The 26651-nt window shown below is 38.3% G+C and carries 20 protein-coding genes, 2 tRNA genes, 3 pseudogenes and 1 riboswitch; of the genes and pseudogenes, 18 read left to right on the top strand and 7 right to left on the bottom strand.

Annotated features, from left to right (window positions below; all coding sequences use genetic code 11):
* Positions 1–312: 312 nt before the first annotated feature.
* The gene (locus VP97_RS18615) at positions 313–933 is read left to right on the top strand and encodes a TetR/AcrR family transcriptional regulator (protein ID WP_050183633.1); all 621 of its coding nucleotides are present in this window, start codon (positions 313–315) and stop codon (positions 931–933) included.
* Positions 934–1134: 201 nt separating this feature from the next.
* The gene (locus VP97_RS18610) at positions 1135–2646 is read left to right on the top strand and encodes an MDR family MFS transporter (protein WP_050183631.1); all 1512 of its coding nucleotides are present in this window, start codon (positions 1135–1137) and stop codon (positions 2644–2646) included.
* Between the two features lie 706 nt (positions 2647–3352).
* On the opposite strand, the gene VP97_RS18605 is transcribed toward VP97_RS18610, so the two are convergent.
* The gene (locus tag VP97_RS18605) at positions 3353–4213 is read right to left on the bottom strand and encodes a TetR/AcrR family transcriptional regulator (protein ID WP_050183629.1); all 861 of its coding nucleotides are present in this window, start codon (positions 4211–4213) and stop codon (positions 3353–3355) included.
* Positions 4214–4435: 222 nt separating this feature from the next.
* Here VP97_RS18605 and VP97_RS18600 point away from each other — a divergent pair, with 222 nt between their 5' ends.
* The 3 genes and pseudogenes from VP97_RS18600 (at position 4436) to VP97_RS24965 (ending at position 9224) form a co-directional block, all read left to right on the top strand.
* Positions 4436–7525: an efflux RND transporter permease subunit gene (locus VP97_RS18600; protein WP_050183627.1), complete on the top strand. Its 3090-nt coding sequence runs from the start codon at positions 4436–4438 to the stop codon at positions 7523–7525.
* A gap of 662 nt (positions 7526–8187) precedes the next feature.
* Positions 8188–8274, top strand: a riboswitch (cyclic di-GMP riboswitch).
* A gap of 125 nt (positions 8275–8399) precedes the next feature.
* A pseudogene (locus VP97_RS24970) lies at positions 8400–8783 on the top strand (PAS domain-containing protein); the annotation flags it as partial.
* Between the two features lie 69 nt (positions 8784–8852).
* On the top strand, positions 8853–9224 hold the full coding sequence (locus tag VP97_RS24965; protein WP_425388494.1) for a methyl-accepting chemotaxis protein: 372 nt from the start codon (positions 8853–8855) through the stop codon (positions 9222–9224).
* Positions 9225–9506: 282 nt separating this feature from the next.
* Here the strand turns inward: VP97_RS24965 and VP97_RS18590 are convergent, their stop codons facing one another.
* Positions 9507–9890 (bottom strand): VOC family protein, encoded by a 384-nt coding sequence (locus tag VP97_RS18590; protein WP_050183623.1) that lies wholly within the window; start codon positions 9888–9890, stop codon positions 9507–9509.
* 50 nt (positions 9891–9940) lie between these two features.
* On the bottom strand, positions 9941–10537 hold the full coding sequence (locus VP97_RS18585; RefSeq protein WP_050183621.1) for a class I SAM-dependent methyltransferase: 597 nt from the start codon (positions 10535–10537) through the stop codon (positions 9941–9943).
* Between the two features lie 700 nt (positions 10538–11237).
* Between VP97_RS18585 and VP97_RS18580 the strand changes: the two genes are divergently transcribed.
* From VP97_RS18580 to VP97_RS18570, 4 genes and pseudogenes are all read left to right on the top strand, one after another.
* Positions 11238–13277, top strand: coding sequence for a PAS domain S-box protein (locus tag VP97_RS18580; protein ID WP_050183619.1), 2040 nt, complete (start codon positions 11238–11240; stop codon positions 13275–13277).
* Between the two features lie 230 nt (positions 13278–13507).
* Positions 13508–15409: a bifunctional diguanylate cyclase/phosphodiesterase gene (locus VP97_RS18575; RefSeq protein WP_050183617.1), complete on the top strand. Its 1902-nt coding sequence runs from the start codon at positions 13508–13510 to the stop codon at positions 15407–15409.
* Positions 15410–15664: 255 nt separating this feature from the next.
* A pseudogene (locus VP97_RS24960) lies at positions 15665–15754 on the top strand (pectate lyase); the annotation flags it as partial.
* A gap of 117 nt (positions 15755–15871) precedes the next feature.
* Positions 15872–16825 (top strand): pectinesterase family protein, encoded by a 954-nt coding sequence (locus VP97_RS18570; protein WP_050183614.1) that lies wholly within the window; start codon positions 15872–15874, stop codon positions 16823–16825.
* A 153-nt stretch (positions 16826–16978) separates the two neighbouring features.
* On the opposite strand, the pseudogene VP97_RS18565 reads toward VP97_RS18570, so the two are convergent.
* From VP97_RS18565 to VP97_RS18560, 3 genes and pseudogenes are all read right to left on the bottom strand, one after another.
* Positions 16979–17119 (bottom strand): annotated as a pseudogene (locus tag VP97_RS18565) (MazG-like family protein); the annotation flags it as partial.
* Between the two features lie 153 nt (positions 17120–17272).
* Positions 17273–17440 carry a Fur-regulated basic protein FbpA gene (locus VP97_RS23460; protein WP_082220446.1) on the bottom strand — a complete coding sequence of 56 codons (168 nt, stop codon included), beginning with the start codon at positions 17438–17440 and terminating at the stop codon, positions 17273–17275.
* A gap of 42 nt (positions 17441–17482) precedes the next feature.
* Positions 17483–17893, bottom strand: a complete 411-nt coding sequence (locus tag VP97_RS18560; RefSeq protein ID WP_050183612.1) for an IDEAL domain-containing protein — start codon at positions 17891–17893, stop codon at positions 17483–17485.
* A gap of 1037 nt (positions 17894–18930) precedes the next feature.
* On the opposite strand from VP97_RS18560, the gene VP97_RS18555 reads away from it, so the two are divergent.
* The 3 genes from VP97_RS18555 to VP97_RS18545 all read left to right on the top strand — a co-directional run bounded on the left by VP97_RS18555 (position 18931) and on the right by VP97_RS18545 (position 21970).
* Positions 18931–20181 carry an MFS transporter gene (locus VP97_RS18555; RefSeq protein ID WP_050183610.1) on the top strand — a complete coding sequence of 417 codons (1251 nt, stop codon included), beginning with the start codon at positions 18931–18933 and terminating at the stop codon, positions 20179–20181.
* 265 nt (positions 20182–20446) lie between these two features.
* Positions 20447–20809, top strand: coding sequence for a group I truncated hemoglobin (locus VP97_RS18550; protein WP_050183608.1), 363 nt, complete (start codon positions 20447–20449; stop codon positions 20807–20809).
* Between the two features lie 597 nt (positions 20810–21406).
* On the top strand, positions 21407–21970 hold the full coding sequence (locus tag VP97_RS18545) for a hypothetical protein (protein ID WP_050183605.1): 564 nt from the start codon (positions 21407–21409) through the stop codon (positions 21968–21970).
* Positions 21971–22365: 395 nt separating this feature from the next.
* On the opposite strand, the gene VP97_RS24020 is transcribed toward VP97_RS18545, so the two are convergent.
* Positions 22366–22506 carry a hypothetical protein gene (locus VP97_RS24020; RefSeq protein ID WP_156153552.1) on the bottom strand — a complete coding sequence of 47 codons (141 nt, stop codon included), beginning with the start codon at positions 22504–22506 and terminating at the stop codon, positions 22366–22368.
* 169 nt (positions 22507–22675) lie between these two features.
* On the opposite strand from VP97_RS24020, the gene VP97_RS24015 reads away from it, so the two are divergent.
* The 6 genes from VP97_RS24015 (at position 22676) to VP97_RS18520 (ending at position 26608) form a co-directional block, all read left to right on the top strand.
* Positions 22676–22807, top strand: coding sequence for a universal stress protein (locus tag VP97_RS24015; protein WP_425388493.1), 132 nt, complete (start codon positions 22676–22678; stop codon positions 22805–22807).
* An 858-nt stretch (positions 22808–23665) separates the two neighbouring features.
* Positions 23666–24265: a DUF2238 domain-containing protein gene (locus tag VP97_RS18540; RefSeq protein ID WP_050183602.1), complete on the top strand. Its 600-nt coding sequence runs from the start codon at positions 23666–23668 to the stop codon at positions 24263–24265.
* 260 nt (positions 24266–24525) lie between these two features.
* Positions 24526–24951, top strand: coding sequence for an SRPBCC family protein (locus tag VP97_RS18535; RefSeq protein ID WP_050183600.1), 426 nt, complete (start codon positions 24526–24528; stop codon positions 24949–24951).
* Between the two features lies 1 nt (position 24952).
* The gene (locus VP97_RS18530; protein WP_050183596.1) at positions 24953–25279 is read left to right on the top strand and encodes an ArsR/SmtB family transcription factor; all 327 of its coding nucleotides are present in this window, start codon (positions 24953–24955) and stop codon (positions 25277–25279) included.
* A 1159-nt stretch (positions 25280–26438) separates the two neighbouring features.
* Positions 26439–26513 (top strand) — tRNA-Asn (locus VP97_RS18525).
* Positions 26514–26517: 4 nt separating this feature from the next.
* Positions 26518–26608, top strand: a tRNA-Ser gene (locus VP97_RS18520).
* Positions 26609–26651 lie beyond the last annotated feature (43 nt).

The following is a 26651-nucleotide window of genomic DNA, read 5'->3' as shown; positions in this document are numbered from 1 at the left end:
TTCCTCCTCAGTAATTTAGAATTTTCGGTGGTACATTGACTGTATTACCCGCTTTTTTCTCTATCAAACGTGCATCACAGCTTGTGCTTTTTAAATACCTAACAATAAAAAATGAGATCTCTACCTGGAAGCAGGGTTCCGATTTCTTCTTTTTTAAACCGATTTTGGCTAACTCGCCAATTAATACGATCTAAATAAAAACCCAACATGACACATTGTCACTTTTCTTATTGACATATGACATCGTGTCACATATAATAGGTTTATCATTAGTTGTGACACCATGTCACTTGAATGGATAGGAGAGGAAATATGCCTAAAAAAACGTTTTTTCACTTGTCAAAAGATAAACAGGAAACCTTAATAGAATCTGCCAAAAAAGAATTTTCCAGAGTACCATTACATGAAGCATCGATTGCGAACATTATTAAAAGTGCAGGAATTCCCAGAGGGAGTTTTTATCAATACTTTCATGACAAAGAGGATCTATATTATTACTTGTTAAATGAACTTGCTGAAAAAAATAATGAAAGATTTACTGCTGCTTTAAAAGAGAAGGAAGGCGACTTGTTTGAGGCATTTATTGATTCTTTTTCTTTTATGATGAAAGCCCATAGGAATCCGGAGTATAAAAACTTTTTTAAAAATACTTTTTTAAATATGAATTATAAAAAAGAAAATACCTTGGCCAACAGCATGTACGAAGAGAGCCAGAAAAATGAGTATTCTAGGATAATCCAATTAATTAACACAACAAATTTAAACATTAAAGATGAGCAGGAGCTGCGTCATATCCTAAAAATCATGACGGCCGTAACCTTTCATAATCTGGTTCAATCGTTCGTTAAAGAGCTATCTGATGAGGAATCTTTACAAAATTATCTTTTGCAAATACAGCTGTTAAAAAAAGGATTTCAAAAAGAAATGAATTAAAGAAATCTGTTTCTGCTATTTGGTCCAGTATTCGCCCCGCTGGAAACCGCAGCAGCCCATTACGCTGCTTTTCTAAAAAGAACTCTTACATTATCGTAAGCGACGGATGTAGAAGTTTCATTCAACTTATATAGAAAAAAGAATATGAGGATAAAAGTATTTGAAGCAAGTAAGTTTAAAAAAATGAAGGAGATACGATATATGGATTCAGCGTTACAACAAAAAAAACCACCATATTTAATGATTGCTATTTTATTTGTGGGAGCATTTGTTTCTTTTTTAAATAACTCTTTATTAAATGTTGCACTGCCATCTATCATGGCAGATTTAAATATTAAAGATTATTCCACTGTACAGTGGCTTTCAACAGGCTATATGCTTGTCAGCGGTGTGTTAATTCCGGCATCAGCCTTTTTATTAACACGCTTTTCGAACCGCAGCTTATTTATTACATCGATGGCCATTTTTACTTTGGGTACTGCTTTATCAGCTTTTGCACCAAACTTTGGTGTACTGCTTGCCGGGCGTATGATTCAAGCAGCGGGTTCTTCCGTAATGGGACCTTTGTTAATGAACATTATGCTTGTTAGTTTCCCGCGTGAAAAACGCGGTACAGCGATGGGTGTTTTCGGATTAGTCATGATTACAGCTCCGGCAATTGGGCCAACATTGTCAGGCTTTATTGTAGAGTATTATGACTGGCGTTTGCTTTTTGAAATGATTTTACCGCTAGCAGTTATTAGCTTATTATTAGCAATTTGGAAGCTTGAGAATGTAATGGATCAAAATAAAGGCGCAACGCTTGATTACTTTTCCGTTATTCTCTCTTCGATCGGGTTTGGCGGATTGCTGTATGGTTTCAGTTCTGCAAGCTCTGATGGCTGGACAGATTCAATTGTTTTAACAACTTTGATCGCAGGAGCAGTTGCGTTGATCGCTTTTGTTGTCCGTCAATTAAAAATGAAAGAACCGTTGTTGGATTTACGTGTTTATAAGCACCCTATGTTTGCGCTGGGTTCTGTTATTGCGATTGTCAATGCAGTGGCTATGTTCTCTGGCATGATTTTAACACCGGCGTATGTACAAAACGTAAGGGGCATATCGCCACTTGATTCAGGTTTAATGATGCTTCCTGGTGCGATTATTATGGGAATTATGATGCCTATCACAGGTAAACTATTTGATAAATTTGGTCCCCGCATTCTTGCGTTAACTGGACTTGTCATTACAGCAGCTTCAACTTACATGCTGGCACACTTGCAAATTGACTCCAGTTACTCTTATATCATATTAGTTTATACCCTGCGTATGTTAGGGATGTCTATGGTGATGATGCCCATTACAACAAACGGCTTAAACCAGCTGCCAACATACTTAAACCCGCATGGTACAGCGGTTAATAACACTGCTCAGCAAGTGTCCGGTTCAATCGGTACAGCCGTATTGGTTACAATTATGAACTCCGTTACAAAAACAGAAGCCCAAAGCTTAATGACTGGTGTTGATCCAGCAAGCATGACAGAAGCTTCAACAGCTCTCATAACGCAGCAGGCCTTATTAGCGGGTATTCAATATTCATTTTATGTAACACTATTTGTTAATATTGCTGCCCTGGTGCTTGCCCTGTTCGTTAAACGTGTTGATACAAGCGATGAAGCTGTAAGACAAATAGAACAGCAGGAAAACAAAAACATGGAGCCTGCAACAAATTAATAAATAAACGACTATCTCTTATTGTAGTATGTTTCTATGAATGAATTCGGTAGTTTACCGAATTCATTTTTTTTATTGGAGAAAAGGAATGGAATTAGCTAGCTCCACAGAAATACCATGTAATTGGGTAATTTGCTTGTAAAGAGTCCACGTATCATATACATATTGCCTACTGGAATCTGCTAATAAAGCAGCCCGATCAATTTATAGGCTAGGGAGCAGGCTGCCGGAAGATGAGCCCGCATACTCCGGCTTTGTGCTGCACTTGCTCATTTCGATAGAATAGTCATATATTAAGCCATGTGTATAAATTTCTTTCATGTAGATGAATCTATTACGGGCTCCAGACACCATAAAGTACCAGTCCCCTAACCCTTTACGCACAAGCCGACTGCTACATACGTACACTTTCACGTAAAATTACTATAAAGACAATTTCATTGCTCTTGAAAATCTAAAGCAAGGGCCAGTGCTGCTTCATTAATGACCCAGACAGGTCAATCTTTCAGTTGCGGTGAAACTTTTCCTTAAGGGTGTGTTACTGTTGTGTTCATTTCAGGCGGCACAAGTTTATCTAACATGGAAAACCTTTTTGGTTCGTTTCTAATACTTCTTAACTGAACCATTGCTGGTGAATTAATTCTTCCATTGCTCCTTTGGTCAAATGAAATCTTTTTTCTACAACATTCTTTTTACTTTTCCAAAGTCATTCACTTTTATTGTTTGAATAAAATTCTGAAATAATCAGCCGATAAGAATCAAGGGATGTATAGCCATTGAAATTGGACAGCATGCCTTGAATAACTGGTACACGAGGTTTTTCCTTTATCATTTCCTCCTTTAGTACTTGAAAAGTCACGATTAATTCATCTTCCTTTAATTTTTCAATTTCTTCTTCTAGATTTTTCAATACATTCGACATGGATGGCTGGTCAGTCGATAAGAAATTAAACAAAAATGCTTCTGTTTTTTCTTTTGTTAAAAAGGGGCTGTCCTTATGAATGTCCCTCACCATACTATCCAGTCTATTGAGCATAAATTCTGTCAGACGTTTTATATCTAAATCTTGAGTAGAAAACAATAAAACACCCATATATGATTTTATTATCCCTTCAAGGATGATCGTTAAATCCCATGAAAACGGCTCGATATCCGGACCGTAAATTTCCATAATACTTTTGCGATAATTCTCGTGCGATTCTATTTGCTTTTCCATTAAAAGCTGCTTAATGGTCTCATTTCTCGGTATAGCCTGCTCTTTCGCCAGCATAATAAGGAGATCCCGGTGAGTAATAAAATGTGAATACAATGCGATTTGTTCACGGATTAACTTTTCACGGGGATTTTGTATGTTTTTTGTTTCTTCAGTGAATGCTCTATTAATCATATCGAAATGGTATTGTAAAATCGCTAACAACAAATCATCTTTTGATTTAAAGTGCAGGTAAAAAGCGCCTTTTGAAATCCCGCTTTCTGTTGCGATTTCTTGAACCGAGGTTGCTGAAAACCCCTTGTTTGCAAAAAGTCTCATCCCGACTTCAATAATTTGCATATCCTTTTCTTTCATATAAAATCCCTCCGTAATTTCAAATCCAGCCCTCTATTCTTTTTTGAATAAAATTTGAATCTTTTATTATATCAATCCGTATTTTCACACGATATAAACAATCAAAAGTTGACGTATGACTGGACGGTCAGTTATATTAGTTATGACTAACTGGTCAAAGAATAGTTTCATTATATCAGAGTTGTCAACCTTATTTGAAGGGAAAGAGGAAGGTGTCATGTATTGAAAAGTTTAGTTAATTTCGTCCTGCAAAATAAACTGGCTGTATGGTTATTGACCATCATTATCACGGTTGCCGGTGTGTATTCCGGGACAAAAATGAAAATGGAAAGTATTCCGGATGTATCCATTCCCTATTTGATTGTCATGGACGTTTATCCGGGTGCAACCGCTGAACAGGTAATGGATGAAATATCGATACCGATGGAGCAGAATATCGAGGGGCTTGAGGATGTTGCCGCAGTTTATTCAAACTCATCTGCAAACGTTGCGCAAGTACAAATCGAATACGAGTATGGCGTAGATATGGATGAGAAAAAACGAGAACTCGAAGCAGCGTTAGATAATATTACTCTACCGGAAGATGCGGAAGAGCCATCGATTATGACGCTTGGCATGGACATGATGCCTGTTTTAGCTTTATCGATAAGCAGTACAGAGGAAGATATTGTTGACTTATCATCAACTGTTGAAGAAACCATTCTTCCAAAAATAGAAAATATTGAAGGCGTTGGGTCAGCAAGTTTAACTGGCCAGCATATTGAGGAGATCCATTTTACATATAACCAGGCAAGAATGAAAGAACTGGGGTTAACAGAAGACACTGTTAAACAAATGGTTCAGGCAAGTGATATGGCGCTATCCCTTGGACTGCAAGAGTATGAAGAAGGGGAACAGGCTGTCGCAGTTGATGGCGACATTAAAACCGTTGAAGAATTAAGAGAGCTGTTAATTTCGGTAAAACCATCAGCGGAAAATCCAAATCCTTTTGTTACCCTGGGTGATATTGCAGCCATTGAAACAGTGGGTAAAGTACAGTCTATTTCTCGTACAAATGGAGAAGAAGCCATTTCTATCCAGGTAACAAAGGGACAAGAGGCAAACACGGTTGAAGTTGTTAATGCAATTAAAGGTGTAATAGCGGAAGAAGAAAAGGCCATTGATGGTCTGGCTATTGATGTAACATTGGACCAGGGAGAACCAATCGAAGATTCAGTTTTCACGATGATCGAAAAAGCACTGCTCGGTGGTTTGTTCGCGGTCATCATCATTTTATTATTCCTGCGTGATATCAAATCAACCATTATTTCAATTATATCGATTCCAGTTTCTATTTTTATGGCATTTTTGCTACTAAACTGGCTCGGTATTACGTTAAACATTATGACGTTAGGTGCCATGACGGTCGCCATTGGCCGGGTTATTGATGACTCGATTGTCGTTGTGGAAAATATTTATAGAAGAATGCATCTTGAAGAAGAAAAGCTTCGAGGCCGTGCACTAATTCGTGAAGCGACAATTGAAATGTTTAAACCAATCCTTTCCTCAACACTTGTAACGGTTGCGGTCTTCGCACCACTTATGTTTGTTGGCGGAATGGTTGGCGAGTTATTCCAGCCATTTGCTCTGACAATGACATTTGCTTTAGGTGCCTCTCTACTTGTTGCGATTACAATCGTACCGGCACTATCACATTTCTTGTTCCGTAAGAATTTATACGGACAGAAAAAAGCATCAAAGCACGAAGAGGTTGGAAAGCTGGCAAAGTGGTATAAAGGCGTTTTAAGAAAAGCATTGAATCACAAAATAATCACGTCCTTAATTTCAGTAATATTACTTGCTGGATCACTAGCTTTAACGCCGCTGATTGGCTTTAGTTTTATGGGATCTGAAGAAGAAAAAACGATCTATTTAACCTATACACCGGCCACAGGTGAGCTTGAGGAAGAAACGTTAGAAAACCTTGAAGAAGTCGAACAAGAATTAATGAAGCGTGACGATCTCGAAACTGTTCAGTTATCTTTCAACAATAGTGACAGTGCTGATGCTTCCACAATGATGATGGGTGGCGGAACCGGCGCGTTAATGTATCTATTCTTTGATGAAAATACAGAAAACTTCTCTGAAGTGAAAGAGGAAGTTGAGAATTATGTATTTAACCTTGACCAATCTGGTGAATGGAAATCGCAAGATATGGCAGGGATGGGAGGAATGTCATCAAATGAAGTAAGCTATACATTATATAGTGAAGATTTAGATGATTTAAATGAGGCGGTCAGCCAGGTGGAAGAAGCCTTAAATGAAGTAGAAAATCTGGAAGATGTTGAATCTGACATGGAAAATCCATATGTTGAACATGTGCTAAAAGTGGAACAAGAGCATGTGCTGCAATATGGTTTAACAACAGGACAAATCGTCGGGGCATTATCCTCTACAGGTTCTGAAGAAGTGCTGACAACCGTGGAAAATGATGGAGAAGAAATAGACGTAATTGTTCAACGTGAAGCGAAAACGGATGCTACATCAATCGATGAACTATTAGAAACACCAATTCCAACTGCTGCAGGCTCGACAATGTCGTTATCCGAGCTCGTAACAGTGGATGAAGGTACGACCTATAATACATTGGCGCGTAGTGAAGGAGAATACTACTCTACTGTTTCTGGAACAGTAACGACTGATGATGTATCTGCAGCAACATCTGAAGCCGATGAAAAAATCAATGATCTTGATTTGCCTGATGGAGTAACAACAGGTGTTGCTGGTGTAGCAGCTGATATGCAAGAGACATTTACACAGCTAGGGGTAGCGATGCTGGCAGCAGTTCTCATTGTTTACTTTATTCTGGTTGTAACATTCCGTGAAGGTGTAGCACCATTTGCTATCCTATTCTCGTTGCCATTTGCAGTGATTGGTTCCTTCGTAGGGCTATGGATAGCCGGTGAGACAATTTCTGTATCTGTCATGATGGGTCTGCTGATGTTAATTGGTATCGTTGTAACAAACGCCATTGTTCTCGTAGACCGTATCATTCATATGGAACGCGAAGGGATGTCCATCCGTGAGGCGATTATTGAAGCAGGGGCAACAAGACTGCGTCCAATTTTAATGACAGCCATTGCTACAATCGGGGCTATGGCACCGATGGTATTTGGTGCTGGTGGTTCGGGCCTTATTTCAAAAGGATTAGCCATCACAGTAATTGGTGGTTTAACGTCCTCCACGATTTTAACACTATTAATTGTACCAATTGTATATGAAGTACTTTCAAAAATATTTAAGAAGAATCGTAAAGAAGTGGAAGAAAATTAAGTTTCATATCTGTTACTGGCAGCCATCAATCTCTTGATTGAGAGGCAGACTGAATGCAAAATTGTAGACAAAGTGGTTCTCAAATTTCTGATTTGGGGCTGCTTTGTCTTTTTTTAAGCGTTTTTACAGCCCTGGCACTGCTTCGGACCAGAAGCGTACTTTCTGTATCCTTCGTGTTTTCGTTACTTGTCCTATATAGAGCTGCTTTTTTAAAACTATATAAGTTGAATCAATGATTTTATAAAATTCTTTTCAGAAAAAGCATATGAGAACAGCGCTTAGCTCAGACAATGGAATAGCGGCAGGTGTCAAACAGGCTCGCTTTTCTTCTCTAATCAAAAGGAATCGAGAGTCAGTATCCATTCTTCATGGTCGCTTTTTTTCTAAAAAGCAACAAGCGCAGCCGCCAGCCCGCAGCTCATTACGCTGCTTTTTTAAAGGCATTCTCTTCTCATACTAAACGATGTAAAAAGCTCAATTTAACTTACATAGCTCCGTATTTCTTATTGACATACTTTCTCTAAGTGGTTGCTCTAACATAGGCGTTTATCTATCAATAACAGTAAGGCGATATCCAATTTTAAAATAGTCTTGAAAAGATATCCAGACGAATATATAATCATGACATAAGCACTATGACAATAAATACCTATCATATAGTTCTACGATAATGGCAAACTTATCGAAAGGTAAGGACGCAAAGCTACGGGTCTACGGTTTTATGAAGCTATGATCGCCGGGTTACCGAAAGAAGTGGATAATTTGAAAAAGGAATTGTTTTAACATAAAACAGGAAACTCCTTATTTGATGTGCCTGCCATTCTTTTGGTGGGCTTTTTTGTATATATAACATATATTAAAGGGGGATTTTTGGATGAACACTCTTTTATGTGCTCATGTAAGCACGCAAGTACTAGATCCGGTATCTGTTGTGGCTGCATTAGAATCTAATGTAGGAATGGTAGAATTCAACTTAAACAAAGAAGTTATTTGGGCAAATGAAAACTTTGCAAAAGCTTTAGGATATTCATTGCATGAGATGAAAGGCAAGGCGCACAGGCAGTTTTGTACGACAGATTTCGTGAATAGCAGAGAATATAAAGAATTATGGATGAAGCTTGAAAAAGGAATAAAGCATCAAGGGAAAATTCAAAGAGTTGATAAAAAGGGGAGCCTGCTTTGGTTTGAAGCTACGTACATCCCTGTTCAAAATGAAGAAGGAAAAGTAACGGCTGTACTTAAAATTGCAACGGATATAACAGAACGTGAAGACAGAGGAATTAAAATTGTTTCTCAACTAAAAGACTTGTCTATCAATTTAGGAAACGTGATTAATGAAAATGCTAAAGAGAACATGAAGGCGTTTCAATCATTAAAGGAACAGGTTGCTCTAATAAGTGATACAGCTGAGAAGATACGAGATATCTCTTTACAAACCAATATCCTAGCTTTAAATGCAGCTATCGAAGCAGCAAGAGCAGGAGAACACGGACGTGGTTTTGCTATAGTGGCAGAAGAAGTACGAAAATTAGCCGGCCATGTGAATACAGCGATTGAACAAGTGAACTCAAATATAGAAAGCATTACAAAAGGAGTATCGGCGGTTAGTGATATAAACGAAAAATCACAAAAAGAAGTAATGAAAACACAATCTGAAATAAGTAAAAATATGGATGAATTTGAAGATATATCTAATTAAAAAGTTACTATAAACCCCGGACAAAAGATTTTGAATATAGGGCAGCGTTAGGAAAATGCGGATTTACAACGGCAACAAAGTTTTATCCATAAAAAAAGCCAATGCCTTCATATCAGGTAAAATCGACATTTTTAATAATCTTCTTTCTCTAACGTTACCCGATGCTTGGAGTGAATGTATATAAAATGTACAACCCTGCCTTAAAATTAAGACAGGGTTAATATAAATTTGTTATTTAATAGTTGGTCAAATCTTTTACTGAACAACTAGTTCGACATAAAGTTAATTCTGTATGAGCTGAATAAGATTGCCACACGTATCGTCGAAGACAGCTATTGTGACTTCACCTGCTTTTGTAGGCTCCATAGTAAACTTCACACCGTTTTCCAATAATCGTTCGTACTCTTTATGAATATTTGCGACGCCAAACATTGTTGCTGGGATACCTTCAGCGAATATGCTCTTTTGGTATTCCTGCGCAGCCGGATGGACATTCGGTTCAAGCAACAGCTCGGTACCGTTTTGATCGCCGGGAGAAACAAGCGTTATCCATCTAAATTCTCCGGTGGGAACATCGTGCTTTTTTACAAAGCCCAGCGTTTTTGTATAAAACGCAAGTGCCTTGTCTTGATCTTGTACGAATACACTGGTAACAATGATTTTCATGCTGTTTTTTGCCTCCTTTAATGTATGGACTAAGAAACAAAATTCGGAAATTACTTTATACTGCTACTTATAAACATTGAAGCATCTTGATTCATAAAAATACGATGACCATGGTGGAAGGTCTTCATTTCAATTGATGTAAATCCAACTTCGGATAATGTTTTTTTCAGTTCTTCATGTAAAAAACCGTTATGAACTTTCGGGTGGTTGATTTTATCATTTTTATCAAAATCAACCACGATTAGCTTGCCGCCATCATATAAAAGGTTGAACAATTCTTGTAGAATTCTTTTAGTATCCGGAATATGAAGAAGGACGAGTGACATTAAAACGATGTCTGCCTTAAGTTCAGGAGTGTCTTGGGTGAAATCTGAATAAAGTACTTTTGAATTGGTCAGTCCTTTGCGGGAAATTTTAGCTTCCGCAATCTCCAGCATTTGTTTTGATGAATCTACCAGCAAAATAGACTCTACTAGGTCAGATAATTCTAAACTAATTAAACCAGTACCACTCCCATAATCTAATAAAGAGTTTGATTTGCTATTTTGTAATTCTGATCTTACTTCCTTGACGATCACTTTAGCTAATTGGATTCTTTCTTCTGTATCATATCTTTTTGCCATCTGTTCAAAAACGTTATTTTCCATAATCCACTCCCCTATTTATTAAAGGTGAAAGCTGCATAGTGGTCATTATAGCAAAAACCAAAGCCTTGAGAGGTAATCTCCCCTCAAACCCTTGTGTATAGACCCGGATGGGTGCGGAAAGTCTACATAAACAATTTCGTATAGGGATGGATCCCGACGCGTGGACATGAACTTAATAAAAATAAACGATCCCCGAAGCAATAAATTTGAACAGCTTGTGTAAAACCTTCCTTTTAGGCCAGTTTTAATTTCCTGCCTTGATGGGCATATAGTGGTACTCCTTGAAGGAATAACAGCATCATTTGCCGTCGACGAGGATAAGGAACACAGCCTTTCTGCATAAATATGGGGTACGTAATTATCAAAAAGCTATATGGCTTCTTACATATAACTTTTGAAAAAGATTTTTCACTTATTTAATTAAGACACAAGAACGAAGTAATTACCATTGTGAGATATAAAAATAAGGAACGGACCCGGGCGAATCAGCTGTAACTTTAATTACATAATAGAAGAAACTTGGTTAAAAAGGAAGAAAGATAATTTTTAGATTATTAGATTAAATAACAATTTGAAAAATCTAAAATAGGGTAAAAAATAAAACAGAGCATTGCGATAATAAGCATATTCAATAGTAGATTTTGGTTTGATATGTATTGTTCTATCATAATCTGTGAGCAGAGGGGAGGAAGCCATCCAAGTGTTTTTTCAAGAGGTGCTGGATCAGCTGTCTGATATGTTGTTCATTGTGGAGATAGATGAAAAAAACATTTTGCGCTATGTCTTTGCTAATCAAACAGGCTGTAACCAGTTAGGATTATCACTTAAACAAATAGCAGGAAAAACAATAGGAGAAGTTTTTTATGATCAACCGGAAAGGGAAGCTTTGATCTCGAAGCAATATAAAAGAATCATCGAAAAAAGAGAATCAGTAACGTACCGGGATCAGTTTCCCGGGCCAGACGGCAAGACAGTATATTCAGAAACCCGGCTGGATCCGTTGTTTAATGAAAAAGGAGAGCTTGCCTATATTGTTGCTGTTGTCCGGGATATCACAGAATCCGTTCGTCAGCAGGAAGCACTGATAAGAAAAAATGACCGGCTGCAGGAAGCAGAACATCATTGGCAGTCATTAATCGAAAACAATACTGATGGCGTCCTGTTTATAAACAAAGAGCGGAAATTAATTCGTGTTAACCAGGCATTTCGAAATATGCTGGGGATTTCATCGAATTTGGAAATGCGTGAACTAAGAGAAATGATGATACAGATGTTCGGACCAGAGGAACTGGAGAAAATCTACAGCCTGCGGCGGCTTGTTTTACAAGGCCGCTCACAGGAATACGAATCTTATTTTTTTCGCCAAGACGGCTGCCGGATTAATCTGCAGGTAAAAGAGGTGCCTGTTATCATGAAGGGTGAAATGCAGGGACTCTATGCATTTGTGAAGGACATTACGGAGCAAAAACATATTGAAAAAGAATTGCGTGAAAGTGAAGAACGGTATCGTTCGTTAGTTGACCATAACCAGGATGCGGTCTGGTCCCTTGATTTAGAAGGGAATTTTACAAGTGTAAATCCTGCTTTTGAAAAAATAATTGAAAGAAGGCCAAAGAGTGCAAAAAAACCGAACTTAAGAGATTTTGAAGAAGAGTTTGTTACCCCTTTTGAAGATGTTCTTCAACGCTACGAAGAAGCCAAGCAGGGCAAAAGCGTAGAATATAATGTATCCCTGTATCATTTGAATAAAGAAGTTGTTCATTTGAGCTTCACAAACATTCCGATTTATGTAGAAGGAAAAATCATAGGGGTTTATGGAATTGGCAAAGACGTTACAGAAGAAGTGAACGCAAAAAACGCGTTGCACGAAAGTGAAAAGCAGTACCGCTTAATTGCAGAAAATATGAATGATCTGATTGCCGTGTTTAATCTTGAGGGCATTATCACGTATGCATCGCCTTCTTACCAGCCTGTTTTAGGCGTGAAGCCGGAAGAGTATGTGGGGCAGCCCGCTATTACCCTTATTCATGAAGAGGATCAGCCGGAAATTGTATCCCGGTTTGCGAAAGCCGTGAAGCATCAGAGCCCTTATACGGTTGAATTCAGGAAAAAAGGCCGCTTAGGGGAGTGGCTGTATTTTGAAACGGTTTGCATGCCGATATGGAATGAACAAAGCTTGTTAGAAGGCTTTGTCGGCATTTCCCGTAACATTAATGAACGAAAGTATTACGAAGAAAAACTGGAGCACATGGCTTTTTATGACCCGCTGACAGACGTGCCGAACCGCCGTTTATTCGAGAAACTAGCTAATCAAGCTATAAAGAAGGCTGCACAGAGCAGGCAGGAGATGAGCATCATGTATCTGGACCTGGATAAATTTAAATCGATCAACGATACACTAGGCCATGATGCAGGCGATGAACTGCTTAGGCAATTTACAGACCGGCTGAAAGGCAGCCTGCGTAAAATGGATGTTCTGGCGCGAATGGGAGGCGATGAGTTTACGGTTCTTCTACCTCATACGGATACAACTGCTGCCAGAGAGATTGCCGGCAGCCTTCTTCAAGCGATTAGGCAGCCTTATCAAGTTAAAGGCCGCTTATTCACAACAACATCCAGTATCGGAATTGCTTTTTATCCTCAGCACGGTCAAACGGTAGAAGAGCTGATTCAGCAGGCGGATAAAGCAATGTATCGGGCTAAACAAGGGGGAAGAAACAGCTTTATAATCGCCGATTAATCCAGGGCTGGCTCTGTTCCAGTTTATAGAAGGCTAAGATAACCGAGTCAAAATTCATAACAGCACCGGCCCGGCCATCAGACATTTTTAAGCCATTGAGGATCAAATTAAAAGACCAGGTTAAAACGTTTGAAAAGAACAATTCGGTAAGATTTTATAAACTCATTTTGGTCTTGTAATAACAAGAAAAGATGGTGATAAAAAACAGTTTTAAAGGGAGGTGGGAGTGTATGCGGCTCATTCAAAATGCAGAGATCCTTAAATACAGTTTGCTTCTGGGAACAGTTATGGCCCTGTATAATATACTAACTAATTTGCATCATCCTTATTTAATCATACCCTCGACAATCGCAGCAGTTTTAATTGGCGGCTATATCGGTGCTGTAATAAGCAAAAACAAACAGCTTCTTGCAGATAATAAAGCAAGGCAGGCAGAAATCCAGGGAAATTTTGACCGGTTAAATCAGCTACAAGAAGACTTAAATGCTCTTTTTTACAACCACAGTTCATGGATATGGTCAATAGATGTAGAAAATCAGATGATGAAAGTATCCATAGGTATTGAAAGAATGCTGGGATACGATGCAAAAGAGTTTGAAAAAGACTACGAATTTTGGATGAAAAAGACTTATCCGGCGGATATGGAAATTGTAAATAAGCATTATCAGCGCCTTTTGAGTGGTACTCATTCGGAAGCCCAGTGGCGCATTTATCATGAAAACGGCAGCATTATTTGGATCAAGGTGATGGGACATCCCATAAAAAATGAAAATGGGAAAGTGGTTCGGCTTTTAGGAGTGGCCAATGATTTGACAAAAGCGATTGAAATGGAAAAGCAGCTACAGCAAGTATCCCTTACCGATTCTTTAACAGGCCTTTCCAATCGGCTATCTTTTAATAAACGAGTGGAAGAATGGCTGAAAGCACAAACCGCCAAGAACAATATGGCCATTCTTTATGTGAACATTGATCGGCTGAAAGTGATCAATGATATGCTTGGCTTTAAAGAGGGTGATCTTGTTCTTCAAATTATCGCAAAGCGGCTTCAGGATATCCTCCGTCCATCTGATTACATGGCCCGGTACGGCGGAGATGAATTTATTATCGCGCTGCCGTATACCGAAAAAGCTAACATAAAAGCTTTTGTACAAAGCATGATGGCACGGCTGACGCTCCCGTTTGAACTAAAAAATCAAGAATTGGATGTAACGGTAAGTGCAGGCATGGTGCTTTTTCCAGAGCACGGTACAACTTTAAATAGCTTGATGTCAAAAGCAGGTGTAGCTCTTCATCAGGCAAAACAGCGGGGAAAAAACACAGTGCGGTTTTATGAGCTGGAAGACGAAGCGCTCGTGAAAAGAAAACTCCACATTGAATTGGCGTTAAAAAGGGCGATTGATGCAGATGAATTTGAACTTCATTACCAGCCGAAAATTAATTTATCAACAAAAGAAGTAGAGGGTGTGGAGGCTTTACTTCGATGGAAGCATCCTGCTCTTGGCTTCGTGTCTCCTGCGGAGTTTATCCCCATTGCAGAGGAGTCTGGCCAAATGCTTGCTATTGGAAAATGGGTGGTCCAGACGGCTGTCAAACAGGCTGGAAAATGGGAAGAGGAAGAGAACCCCATTAAAGTTGCCGTTAATATATCAAATCTTCAATTTGAGGATCCCGATTTTCTGAGTCATCTTCGCTGTACACTTGAACAGCATAAACTTTCACCGCATTTACTGGGTGTGGAACTGACAGAAAGTATGCTTCAAAACATACACACTGTATCACCTATTTTGTTTGAGCTGCGGCAAATGGGTATCCATACTTATGTTGATGATTTTGGCACAGGTTATTCGTCATTAAGCATACTGAAAACCCTGCCGATCGATTTCATTAAAATAGATAAATCTTTTATCGATGAAATCACTGATCAATCAGGTTATTCAACGCTTGTCAAAACGATTATCGATATGGGGAAAAGCCTGGGGTTTGGCCTTGTAGCCGAAGGAATTGAAACCGAGAGGCAAGTGGATTTTCTCCTGAAGAATGGTTGTACGCTTGGGCAAGGCTACTTTTTTGCTAGACCGATGTCTGTTCAATCGTTTGAGGAATTTTACAAATCAAAGAAGCTTCTCATGTGAATGGGAGGCTTTCTTCTTCATTTAAAACAAGAATTCCTAATGGATGCTAGAAGGAAAGTGCTCTCTATATAATAATCGATCAAATGAATAGTTATATTTAAGATTAATGGTGGTGGATCGTATAATAAATAAAGTAATATATCAATTACGATAAATAGAGACTGTCCAAGGGTACAAATTATTGCCCTGAAATAGACAGTCTCGTTTTTAATCTAGAGAGACTGGGCTCTTAATAAACTCTATAGATTATCTCCTATTTTTTCCGGACGCGACGGGGTAATTAAACGGGATATCAAAGAGATTGAGGCCGAAAGAAGAAATGGCTATTCGTGGGGCGGACCCTATGCCAAACAGCTTCTTGAAACAGCTAAAACAACTGGTTTCTTTGAAGGAAAGGTATATGCCCGCGTTCTGGATGATCAATCTCAGGATGTGCTGGGCAGAACCCTGGTAAAAGGACAGATGGAGAAGCTGGAGGATTATTCCCAGGAACTGGAGAAGATCCCAAGTGAGCTTACGGTTGCACAGGACGGAAGCGGTGATTATGGAAACATACAGGATGCCATTGATGCGATCCCTTCCAATAACAGCCACCCTGTAGAGATACGCATCAAGAATGGAGTGTATAAGGAAGTCCTCTCTATTCCTGCGGATAAACCACATGTTTCGATTATTGGCGAAAGTGCTGAAGGAACGGTTATCGATTTTAATAACTACGCAGGCAAAGACAATGGGCTTGGTGGAACACTTGGCTTTGAAAGTGCCACAGCCATTTTAAAAGCCAGTGATTTTACAGCGGAGAGCCTGACCTTTAAAAATTCCTTCGACGAAGCCTCAGTGGACGCTGGTGGTGAGCAGGCTCTTGCCGCATATGCCCGCGGGGAGCGAATGGCTTTCAAAAATGTTCGTTTCCTGGGCAACCAGGATACCCTGCTGGCCCATTCCGGGAAACAGTACTACTATAATTGCTATATTGAAGGGGATGTTGATTTTATCTACGGCGGAGCACGAGCCGTTCTTGAAGAAAGTACCATCCATTCCCTGAACCGCGGTTCCGATACCAACAACGGCTATATAACAGCGGCGAGTACTCCGGTGGATCAGCCGTTCGGGTTCCTGATCATCAACAGCACATTGACGAGCAATGCACCGGCAGACACCGTTTATCTGGGCCGTCCTTGGAGGGAACACGGCAATGTCGTCTTTAAAAACAGCTACCTTGATGAACATATCAAGACGGTTGGTTGGACCGAGATGGGAGGCCGCCACCCGGAGGATGCCAGATTGTTTGAATATAAAAATGAAGGCCCTGGTGCAGTCATTAATGAAGACCGCCGCCAGCTTAGCGATGACGAAGCTGCCGAATACACCGTCGAAAATGTACTGGATGGCTGGATGCCGAAATTTAAGAAATAAAAAGGTGAAAGGGAGGAATGAAGCCTTATTGGCTGCATTCTTCTTTTTTTAATGGGTTCCTGAAGCTGATCAAATAGATAATTGCGTAAAGGCCGTAAACGAAACGGCAAAATGCACACCAGGGTTTCGGCAGGATTGTGCAGAAGATTCAGCTTACTTATCCCCAACCGGATACTTCAGCCTATTCTTCTCAATTTTCTCCTCCACAATCTCTTTCACATCCAACCCGAGATCTGAACATAGCATAAGCGAGTAAATCAAAACATCCGCAATCTCTTCCCGAATGTTTTCCTCAATGTGGTTTTTAAATAACAGTAGCATAATTCGGAATTTTATCAGCAAGTTTTGTGCGTGGGAGCTGATTAAAACTTGCTTTGAACTGAATAGTCCTACTTAGGATCATGGGAAGGCCTATTTTGTGGAAAATAAAATATAAATGTTCCTCTATTAAAGCTTCCTTTTTGTCACATGGTTATTATATTCATGTTTCAATTCCTGTAATGTTAATTCATATAACTGACGATCATCAGATGATTTATAAAATTCTACATTTAATAACTGCTGGATGATGAGTTGTTTTTCATTGCCTATCACGCTGTCTGAAATATCATTCATTTATATCTCTCCTTCAGAGATGTAATTTTGAGCACCTTATTGTTAATAATGATTCATGACTGCGTTATATAAATAGCTGTTTAATTTCACCTTAAGGCCACTAAATTCTTTAAATGTTTTTGTGTGTTTTAAAAATGACTCCTCATTCCTTATTTCTAGGGCCTGATCTATTTGAAATTGCAAATAGTTTAATTTCAATTCTAGGTCAAAGTCAGTTACCAGTCTTTCCAGGTGAAAATATTGGACCAGATCTTCAAGAGCTATATAGAAATGTCCATGGTTATTGATTATAGCTAGAACATACCATTCATTATTAAAAGTGAAACTTTCTTTATTCGTGACTTCCATTATATCCATTTTGTTAATAGTCAAGGGAGCTGCATGCCTGCTATCCGGACAAAAACAGTCAATTTGATGTGTAAACGTTTCTTTTGCGATGAAATATTGAATCATGTTTTTACCTCCTTATAAAAAAGCGTAATCCAATGTTTTAGAGATTTTTATTGAGGTTGTTGCTTATAGGTTATCGAACGTATGCGTCTTTTATCAATTTGGTTCAGAGCTAAATTTCATGTATTTCTACAATATTCAGGTCACAGCAGGGGCAGGTAGAATGAGTATTGTTACCATCATTTTCAACGAGTTTTTTTCGTCGATATATCCACACCAGTCACATATCTCAATTATCGTCATTTCCTTTAATGCTCCGCTTGTTTTTTTAGTTTCTTTAGGTATTCCAATAGATTCATTTGACATTTCACAAGAAAATAAACATTATTAATAATGATAATCATTATCATTAAATTCATTATAATTGAAAATGATTATCATCGTCAAATATTATGTGGTTAAATAAAAGGAATTTAAACTGCATCTATGTGGATAAACACTTTTATCGGATATACAAGTATGTCTAGTAACACAGAAGCTATCGCGATTGCTCTTAAGAGGGTATCCTGTATTTGTTTAAAAAGGGAATTTGCTCTTGAAACAGAAGAACAAGTGATGGAGTGTCAAAAAATTTATCCAGTCCGCCATTGAATGGACGTTAGAAACAAAGGAAGATGACTTATTTTCGCAAAAGCTCAACGATAGTATTCATTTATTAAGTAAATGAAATAGTTCCCCCTATAAACAAATATACAGCTAACTAGTGTTTATTGAATGGTAAAAAAAGTTATGGTAAAATGGAATTTACTTAAAGAAATGGAGGTTTTCCTTTTGACAGCATCTATGAGACTTAGAATCCAGACTTTGAACCGTTAATTGAATAGGTCAGGGGCTCTGCTTTATTGTAGAGTAAATGGGATTAGTCTGTCTCTTTAGGAAAACTTTATTTTACGTTTACCAAAAAAAGAGGAGGTCAATCTATCCTCTTTTTTTTGTTGTCCAAAAATAGTAATTTGTCTAATCTTTTTCGATTCAAGCAAAAAAGACCTTGACCATTTACTTTTCATTGCAGGAAATATATAGAAAAGGTCGTGAAGAAGATGAGTGCGGAATATAAAAATTGGAAAAAGAACATTATTATCTTTTTAAGCAGCCAGACGATCTCCCTTTTTGGCTCCTCACTGGTTCAATATGCAATTATGTGGCATGTAACACTTACTACACAATCAGGAATGATGATGACGCTGTTTATATTATGTGGATTCATCCCTACTTTTATTTTATCGCCTTTTGCCGGTGTATGGGCAGATCGGTACAATCGAAAGGTACTCATTATTTTATCGGACGGGCTAATTGCTGCTGCAACTCTTGTAATGGCCATTGTTTTTTTGATGGGATATGAGGCTATCTGGCTGCTATTTGCTATGGCAGCTATTAGAGCGATAGGAACAGGGGTTCAAGGTCCAGCAGTAGGAGCGATTTTGCCGCAAATTGTCCCAGAGGATAAACTGACGAAGGTAAACGGCACTAACGGAAGTATACAGGCTATTATTATGTTCGTGTCTCCTATGGTGAGTGCAGCACTGCTGACGATGGCTTCACTAAAGATCATTTTCTTTATAGATGTGATCACTGCCGCTATAGCCATTGTGACGTTGCTCGCATTTTTAAAAATTCAGGTGCATGCAAAAGCATCCGAAGTACAAACGACAAGTTATCTTAATGATTTTAGAGCAGGTTTAACGTATATTAATAATCATGCTTTTTTGAAAAAGTTCTTTTTATATTTTGCTTTGTTTTTTGTTTTGATGGCGCCGGCGGCATTTTTAACTCCATTACAAGTAACTCGGAGCTTTGGTGATGATGTATGGCGGTTAACTGCAATTGAAATAGCTTTTTCGATTGGAATGATGGCAGGCGGGGGTATTATTGCCTGGTGGGGAGGCTTTTCAAACAGAGTGCATACGATGACACTTGCCAGTATTACAATGGGAATTTGTACAATCGCATTAGGGATTATGCCAATGTTTTGGGCTTATTTACTTTTCATGGCGATATTCGGAGTGGCAATGCCCGTCTTCAATACACCGACGACTGTACTAATTCAGGAACGAGTCGAGGGTGATTACTTGGGTAGAATATTTGGCGTATTTGGGATGATTGCTACATCTATGATGCCAATAGGGATGCTTATTTTCGGTCCTATGGCAGATGTAATAAGAGTTGAATGGATTCTAGCGGGTACGGGAGTGCTTATGTTCATACTTGGCCTGTTACTAGGAAGAAACAAGGTGTTATTAAAAGCAGGTGAGCCTGTAGCTGTTTCACAGTCATCTGATGTATCCTTATGAAAAAACATCTTGAAACGGTTAGATCGCCGTTTCAAGGTGTTTTTTTTCGCTTGTTTTAAAACCAGCCACAATAATGGACGAGTAAATTCCTTAAGGAAAAAAAGGTTTTAAGTGATTTCAGAGATGTTACTGAGTAAGTAAATACGGGCACAATACATAAAAAAACAAAAAGAGTGGGATGTTAATGTTTAATCAGATATAGGGATTGCACCTGGTACTCTTAGGGAAAAGGTTATGATAAACATTTAGACAGGAGTGTATATCAATGGAACAAACACTTTATGAAAAAGTTGGCGGAGAAGAAGCGATTGCAAAAGTGGTGGACTATTTTTATTCTGAATTGGTTCTGAAGGATGATACAGTTAATCACTTTTTTGAACATACAGATATGGAAAAACAACGACGTCATCAAACAAAATTTATTAGTTTTGCATTAGGCGGCCCCAATCAGTATTCAGGAAAATCAATGGCAAAAGCACACGAAGGAATGAATATACAGCCAGCCCAGTTTGATGCTATTGCAAACCACCTTCACGCTGCTCTTGCTCACTTTGGAGTAGATGAAGCAGATATAAATCAAGCCTTAAGTAAAGTTGCTTCACTTAGAGAGGATATTATTTATAAATAACCAGCCCCATTAATGGGTGCTTTACTTTAGAATGTGAACGTTGATTCACCAGGCAGTATAAGTGCTATTTTGTTGCATCAGAAACGCTTTGAATCCAAACATCTAATGCTTTTTTTCTGTAGCTGCGTATAATTCAGTAACAGAAAGCAATAATTTATTGCAGCTATATTCTGCCTAGGAAGAAAATTCTGATACGCTAAGCATCAGGCTTTTCCTATTTCTCAATAAGTTTTCTTAATTTAATTTCTTTTTTTTACATACTGATGAATGCTTTATCTAAGTTCATTTTTTTTTGCCTGGCTGTATGCTTCCAGTAGCGGTTGATCTGTTAAAATTAATTTGCTCATACGTGTCCCCCCCTGCTCACTGATTGTTTACTAAAATGAATAATTAGTAAACAATTTTAAAGAAAAACACAATATAAAATAAATGATGTTGTATTGTATAGAATTGCATCCTGGCTCACTCTTGTTTTATTAAGGAGGGGGCCAGGACTTTTTATGCTCCCGGAAATTTTCAGTGATACAGTGTCGGAAATAATTTACACTAAAGGAAGACGTTTTTATAAAACTGCATGCTGAGAAAAGGGGGATTGCGGTGAACAAGAGAATCGATTTTATACTTGGTTCGTTTTTTGCGCTAAGCACAATCATTTTTCTATTTATTTTTCTAACAAACGATGCCTTCTTTAACTGGGCATTTGAGAGGCATCATAATATTCTTAGCTGGTATATAAGACCGCTTTTCATTGTACCCATTGTATTGTTTGCTTTTAAAAAAAGCTGGACTGGTATATTTGCTTCGATTTTTGCTCTTTTTACAAGCATGTTTTGGTTTCCTGTACCAGCGACAAGTAGTTCAGATGTTTTATCCTTTCTTGCTTATGAGATGGAGTATTTGAAAGGAGCATGGGATGCACCGAAATTTCTAATGAGTGTAACCGTTCCTGCGTTTTTTATTATGCTTATTTTAGCTGCGTGGCAAAAAAGGTGGAAAAGGCTTATATGGATTGTGATTGGGGCTGCGGTGTTAAAAATTATATGGAGTGTTGTTTTTAGTGGTGACGCTGGTATGTCGATCATAACACCTGCCATTACAGGTGTAGTTATATGTATTGTAGGATTCTACTTTTATAAAAGACGGTTGTCGGTACGTAAATAATTAAATGGCTTTGCTCTACTTCATCCAATGCAACATGAATCTATGATATGCTCTCTCTTAATCAGATGTATCAGTCGTTGATACTTTTCAAGTATAGCCTCAGAGCAGATATAGATTCATCCTGATTCTAGTGAATAAAAGCTAGGGTTTTTTGGTTAAGTTTGTCTTTTCTTTTTTTGAATAGAAAATAAAATGACTTATGACTATCCTGTTGGTAATCATAAGGCTTTTTCTTACTTATTTAACTTTGTATTTGCTCTTGTTAGCTTATTTCCCAATAATTTTATTTATCTTTTCTTAAAAATCTTTTGCGGAGGACGGGCAAGCAAGGCGACCATAACACCTAAAGCCAGGAATAGAACCATGCCCCATAAAATTTCTTTGTATCCTCCAAATTAACCGAATGCTACACCAAAAGGCAGCGATCCTAAAGCAGATCCGATAACAACCATGGTCATAGAGATACCGCTAATGCTGCTTGGATGAGTACGTCCAAAATAATTCGGCCACACAATGCCGGTCGTAATGCGCTCCATTTCTACATTAACTTCTCACATTACGCCAAATATAATGGCTATTTGAAACAAGTTCAGTTGTTAAAGCAAACATAGTGAAATGATTTCACTGACAAAAATAATCACTAACATATACTGTACTTTCAGTTTTTTCAGCAAGAGACCGACTAAAAATGTAACAGGGAAGCCAATGAGAGCCATCATGCTTAAAATGGTGGCAGCTGCTTCAGGAGACAGCGATTTTCAGCAAAAAATGATGCTTGGCAGTGTGAGTCATAAGGTGGCAAAGCGTGTACAATGCTCTGTGATGATCGTAAAATAAGACAAGATTACTTTCTTATAAAAAAATAATGAACATGTATATGAGTATGTTTTGATCAGTTTCTTCAAAACATACTCTTTTCATTTGTTGAATTGATTAAATAAAAATTTACTCGCTTGATAGATGCATGTGAATGTGCATATCCTTGCTATTACAATAGTGAGAAATTTACAGAGCTTGGTTCATAGTTCTAATTTCATTATTAGTGATTGTATATTCTTGGGAGAGGACATAATGAGCATAAAATAGGTAAAAATGAGGCGGCGGGGAGAAGGGCAAACTAATTATCATCTTAGGCATAGTATTTGTGCGGTTAATGATCATTACATTGGTAATTCACCCTATACATGATAACGATTTCGGCCGACGGGTTGCACTTTGGGGATCATTGTCAGCGCTTTGCCTATGCTGCTGTTATGGTTAAAAAAGAATTCATTTCCTATTCCAGTTATCGCCGGGTATTATGTTTTCCTTTTTTGTGCCACATTTTTAAGAGCCGCTTTGCATTTTTACGATATGTCCAAATGGTGGGATAGGCCCTTCATTTTTATGCGGGCCTTTTTTGCATAATTTATTGGGAATTATGCTTTATAAGCTTTCCAACCCGAAAGAGTTGTGAAAAGACATATCATACTGATCCTTTTTTATTTCGTCCTTTCTCGTGGGACATTTGCAAATGCTCTTTGAGAAATATATGAGTTTGCAGAAGACCATATGGTTGCTCATACTATGCAAAAAGGCAGCAATACAGATATCATGTATAACCTGGTTTTCGGGATAGCATGGGCCTTTTTGACCATGATGTATGCAAGCAGCCAAAAACAAAAAGTATGAGAAGCAAGAAGGGAAGGCGGACAGATGAAAAAATGGATAGTTAGTTTCCTTAGTACTGCGTATATTCTTTTCATGGCTGTGTTGGCTTTTATTAACTATACGAACGGTGATCATAAAAAGGCGCTCGTTGCAGCAGGCGGCATTGTATGTGGAGCAATTCCTCTCATTTTGGCCCTTTTCATCCGGCTCCAGTTTAATGTACCTCTTATCATTTTTTATTTTCTGTTTTTGTTGGGCTCGCAATATTTCGGGTCAATTTTAGGATGGTATGGGCTTGGCTGGTGGGATTTCTTTATGCATGCCGTAAGTGGTGTTCTGCTGGCATTAGCAGGTATTGCTTTATACGAGCGCTTTGTGCATAGAAGAGCAGGTAAAGAGATCTCATCCTGGTTTGTCTCTTTGTTTATCCTCTCTTTTGCTGTACTGGGAGGTGTTGTGTGGGAGGTGTATGAATTTAGTATGGATCAATTTTTCGGAATGACTTTACAGGGAGGCGGAAATGAGGATACTATGGCAGATTTAATTGCAGATACGCTTGGAGGAATCCTTATTGCGTTACCGGTTATTGGAAGAAAACCCTTAAATAAGCCTGGCAGCGAAGAAAACAGCGATAACACTGAGTAACTGCCGTATGATTTGCACTTTTTATGGTTTGTCCTGTGACGCTGTCAATCTCTCCGCTAAACCGAAGATTTTCAAAAGCCTTCCTTATCTTGAGTGCAATGAAGCATAATAAAGGTATGAGTGCTTAATCTCCGCTAAACCAAAGATATTGGAGGGGATTAAGCGCTCATTTTCGCTAAAAAATGATTTATATAACACCATTTAGTGTTACAATTGTTTATAACACTAAATGGTGTTATTTTGAACCGGGAGGCTTATTTATGCAAACAAAAGAAACACTGCCAGAAATCCGTAAAACAGTTGTACTTAATGCTCAAATTGAAAAAGTATGGAGAGCGATCTCTACATCAGAAGGTATTGCAGCATGGTGGATGCCGAATACTTTTAAACCTATTGTAGGACACGAATTTATACTTCATACAGGCCGATTTGGCGATTCACCCTGCAAAGTAACAGAGCTTGATCCTTTAAACCGTGTTGGTTTTGATTGGGGGAAGGATTGGCATCTTACTTTCGAATTGAAAAAGTTAGAGGATAACAAAACGGAGTTTATACTGATTCATTCTGGCTGGGATCCAGAAAAAGTAACAGAGTTTGGCCAGTCACACTCAGTCATTCGTGAAATTATGGATGGTGGATGGGAGAAAATTGTCAAAGAGATGCTTCTAAAAAATGTAGAGGCTTAAAATGGTTACACCTTCTTCTAAGCATGATATATTTCAAGCAATTGCCGATCCTACACGTCGCAGCCTTTTAAAGTTACTTGCTGACAAGGAAATGTCCATTGCTGCTATTACGGAATGTTTCCCCATAAGTCGTACTGCTGTGAATAAACATTTGCAAGTCCTTTCCGAAGCAAGGCTCGTCAGCAGTCAGAAGATCGGAAGGGAAACGCGATACAGACTTCATTCAGAGCCTTTAATTGAATTAAAAGAATGGCTTTTCTTTTTTGAACAATATTGGGATAAAAAGCTGTCTGCTTTAAAACAATTTGTAGAGGATGATAACGAATAGTTAACATTGCCCGTCTTCCTTTTATATATAGCTGCCCTTTTTGGGGTGGCTTTTTTATTACATTGCGGAGCATAATAGATCAGCAGGAAAGAGTAAAATGGAAAAAAGTATATAAAGAAGCTGATGTAAGATTGCCGGCTAACGAAAAAGCGATTTACTAAAGAAATTTTTAAATAAAAACCATGCAGCATAAATGTTTAATGCCCTCCATGAGCAAGCAGTGGCGTTGTTTTCTAACTATTCAATAAGGGGAGAGCGTATTATAGAATTTCTTTAGTATCTAAGACGTTTTTCGGCTGTTCATATTTTCGCTTATATCAAATCTTTTTGAGTAACAGTCAGAGGAAATATCTATAGGGTTTCTTATTTTAAGCTAATGAGGCACATTCATTTACTAAAAATTATTATAGTGAATGAGGAAATGGGGAGGGAAACGATGACCAAATATGGGGTGTTCGGTAAGTTAAGTTCGCGACAAAAGAAGGTGAGCGTGAGACATGATTGGAAATTTTGTTAGAAGCAGCAGAGTCAATGAAGCACCAAAACGAATATGAGATGTATCTTGTTGATATTTCTTCTGAGGAGACGAATTCCGTTTTTATAGCAGTGAGTAAGCACATCAAGATTCTTTATCACTAGAATCAACTCAAACAATAACTAAGCGTGCCAACCCAATAGGGACAGGGATGGAAAGAATTTCTGCTTTCTTGTCTAAAGGAGAAATAGGGCTTCTTACCACTTCTTAATATCGAGGCTGTTATGCGAATGAGTGCTCTTGTATTATAAGGTCAACCAGAAGATATCACTGGTTGCTCTTTTTATGGTGAGCTTATTTTTAAATGCAGCAAGAGTAAAGCGTACGATTGGGTAGAACATAGTACAAATAGAAACCAAGGGTAACAATCTGGCATGGATTGCTTGCTTCTTTAAGAGGTTTTATCAGTAATTAATATTTGAATGGATTTTTTACTCAATAAAAAATGCAGAAGAGTAAAGTCAATATTGATACCGGTCCGCTTTTCATCGTCCGAATAAGTGATAGTGTTTATGATTAAAGCAACGAATCTTAGGCACGTAATTACGAATAAATATTAAAAAAAGTATTGATTTTAGATTTTAAAGATGATATTATTTTATAGCTGTCGTTAATAAAGACTATTCCGCAGTAGCTCAGTGGTAGAGCAATCGGCTGTTAACCGATCGGTCGCAAGTTCGAGTCTTGCCTGCGGAGCCAATCTGGGGAAGTACTCAAGAGGCTGAAGAGGCGCCCCTGCTAAGGGTGTAGGTCGGGTAACCGGCGCGAGGGTTCAAATCCCTCCTTCTCCGCCAGTATACTTTTAAGAAATACATATTGGCCCCTTGGTCAAGCGGT

The sequence above is a fragment of the Domibacillus robiginosus genome, from assembly GCF_000966195.1.
Classification (GTDB): Bacteria; Bacillota; Bacilli; order Bacillales; family Domibacillaceae; genus Domibacillus; species Domibacillus robiginosus.
The sequence above is the reverse complement of the archived record's forward strand: the minus strand, read 5'-3'. Positions and strand labels throughout refer to the sequence as shown.

Excerpts from the sequence above, each read along its gene's own strand:
- VP97_RS18615 (WP_050183633.1), top strand. The coding sequence starts at position 313 with ATGCCTAAAAAAACGTTTTTTCACTTGTCAAAAGATAAACAGGAAACC.
- VP97_RS18610 (WP_050183631.1), top strand. The coding sequence starts at position 1,135 with ATGGATTCAGCGTTACAACAAAAAAAACCACCATATTTAATGATTGCT.
- VP97_RS18605 (WP_050183629.1), bottom strand. The coding sequence starts at position 4,213 with ATGAAAGAAAAGGATATGCAAATTATTGAAGTCGGGATGAGACTTTTT.
- VP97_RS18590 (WP_050183623.1), bottom strand. The coding sequence starts at position 9,890 with ATGAAAATCATTGTTACCAGTGTATTCGTACAAGATCAAGACAAGGCA.
- VP97_RS18585 (WP_050183621.1), bottom strand. The coding sequence starts at position 10,537 with ATGGAAAATAACGTTTTTGAACAGATGGCAAAAAGATATGATACAGAA.
- VP97_RS18575 (WP_050183617.1), top strand. The coding sequence starts at position 13,508 with ATGCGGCTCATTCAAAATGCAGAGATCCTTAAATACAGTTTGCTTCTG.
- VP97_RS18570 (WP_050183614.1), top strand. The coding sequence starts at position 15,872 with ATGGAGAAGCTGGAGGATTATTCCCAGGAACTGGAGAAGATCCCAAGT.
- VP97_RS23460 (WP_082220446.1), bottom strand. The coding sequence starts at position 17,440 with ATGAATGATATTTCAGACAGCGTGATAGGCAATGAAAAACAACTCATC.
- VP97_RS18560 (WP_050183612.1), bottom strand. The coding sequence starts at position 17,893 with ATGATTCAATATTTCATCGCAAAAGAAACGTTTACACATCAAATTGAC.
- VP97_RS18555 (WP_050183610.1), top strand. The coding sequence starts at position 18,931 with ATGAGTGCGGAATATAAAAATTGGAAAAAGAACATTATTATCTTTTTA.
- VP97_RS18550 (WP_050183608.1), top strand. The coding sequence starts at position 20,447 with ATGGAACAAACACTTTATGAAAAAGTTGGCGGAGAAGAAGCGATTGCA.
- VP97_RS24020 (WP_156153552.1), bottom strand. The coding sequence starts at position 22,506 with ATGGAGCGCATTACGACCGGCATTGTGTGGCCGAATTATTTTGGACGT.
- VP97_RS24015 (WP_425388493.1), top strand. The coding sequence starts at position 22,676 with ATGAGAGCCATCATGCTTAAAATGGTGGCAGCTGCTTCAGGAGACAGC.
- VP97_RS18540 (WP_050183602.1), top strand. The coding sequence starts at position 23,666 with ATGAAAAAATGGATAGTTAGTTTCCTTAGTACTGCGTATATTCTTTTC.
- VP97_RS18535 (WP_050183600.1), top strand. The coding sequence starts at position 24,526 with ATGCAAACAAAAGAAACACTGCCAGAAATCCGTAAAACAGTTGTACTT.
- VP97_RS18530 (WP_050183596.1), top strand. The coding sequence starts at position 24,953 with ATGGTTACACCTTCTTCTAAGCATGATATATTTCAAGCAATTGCCGAT.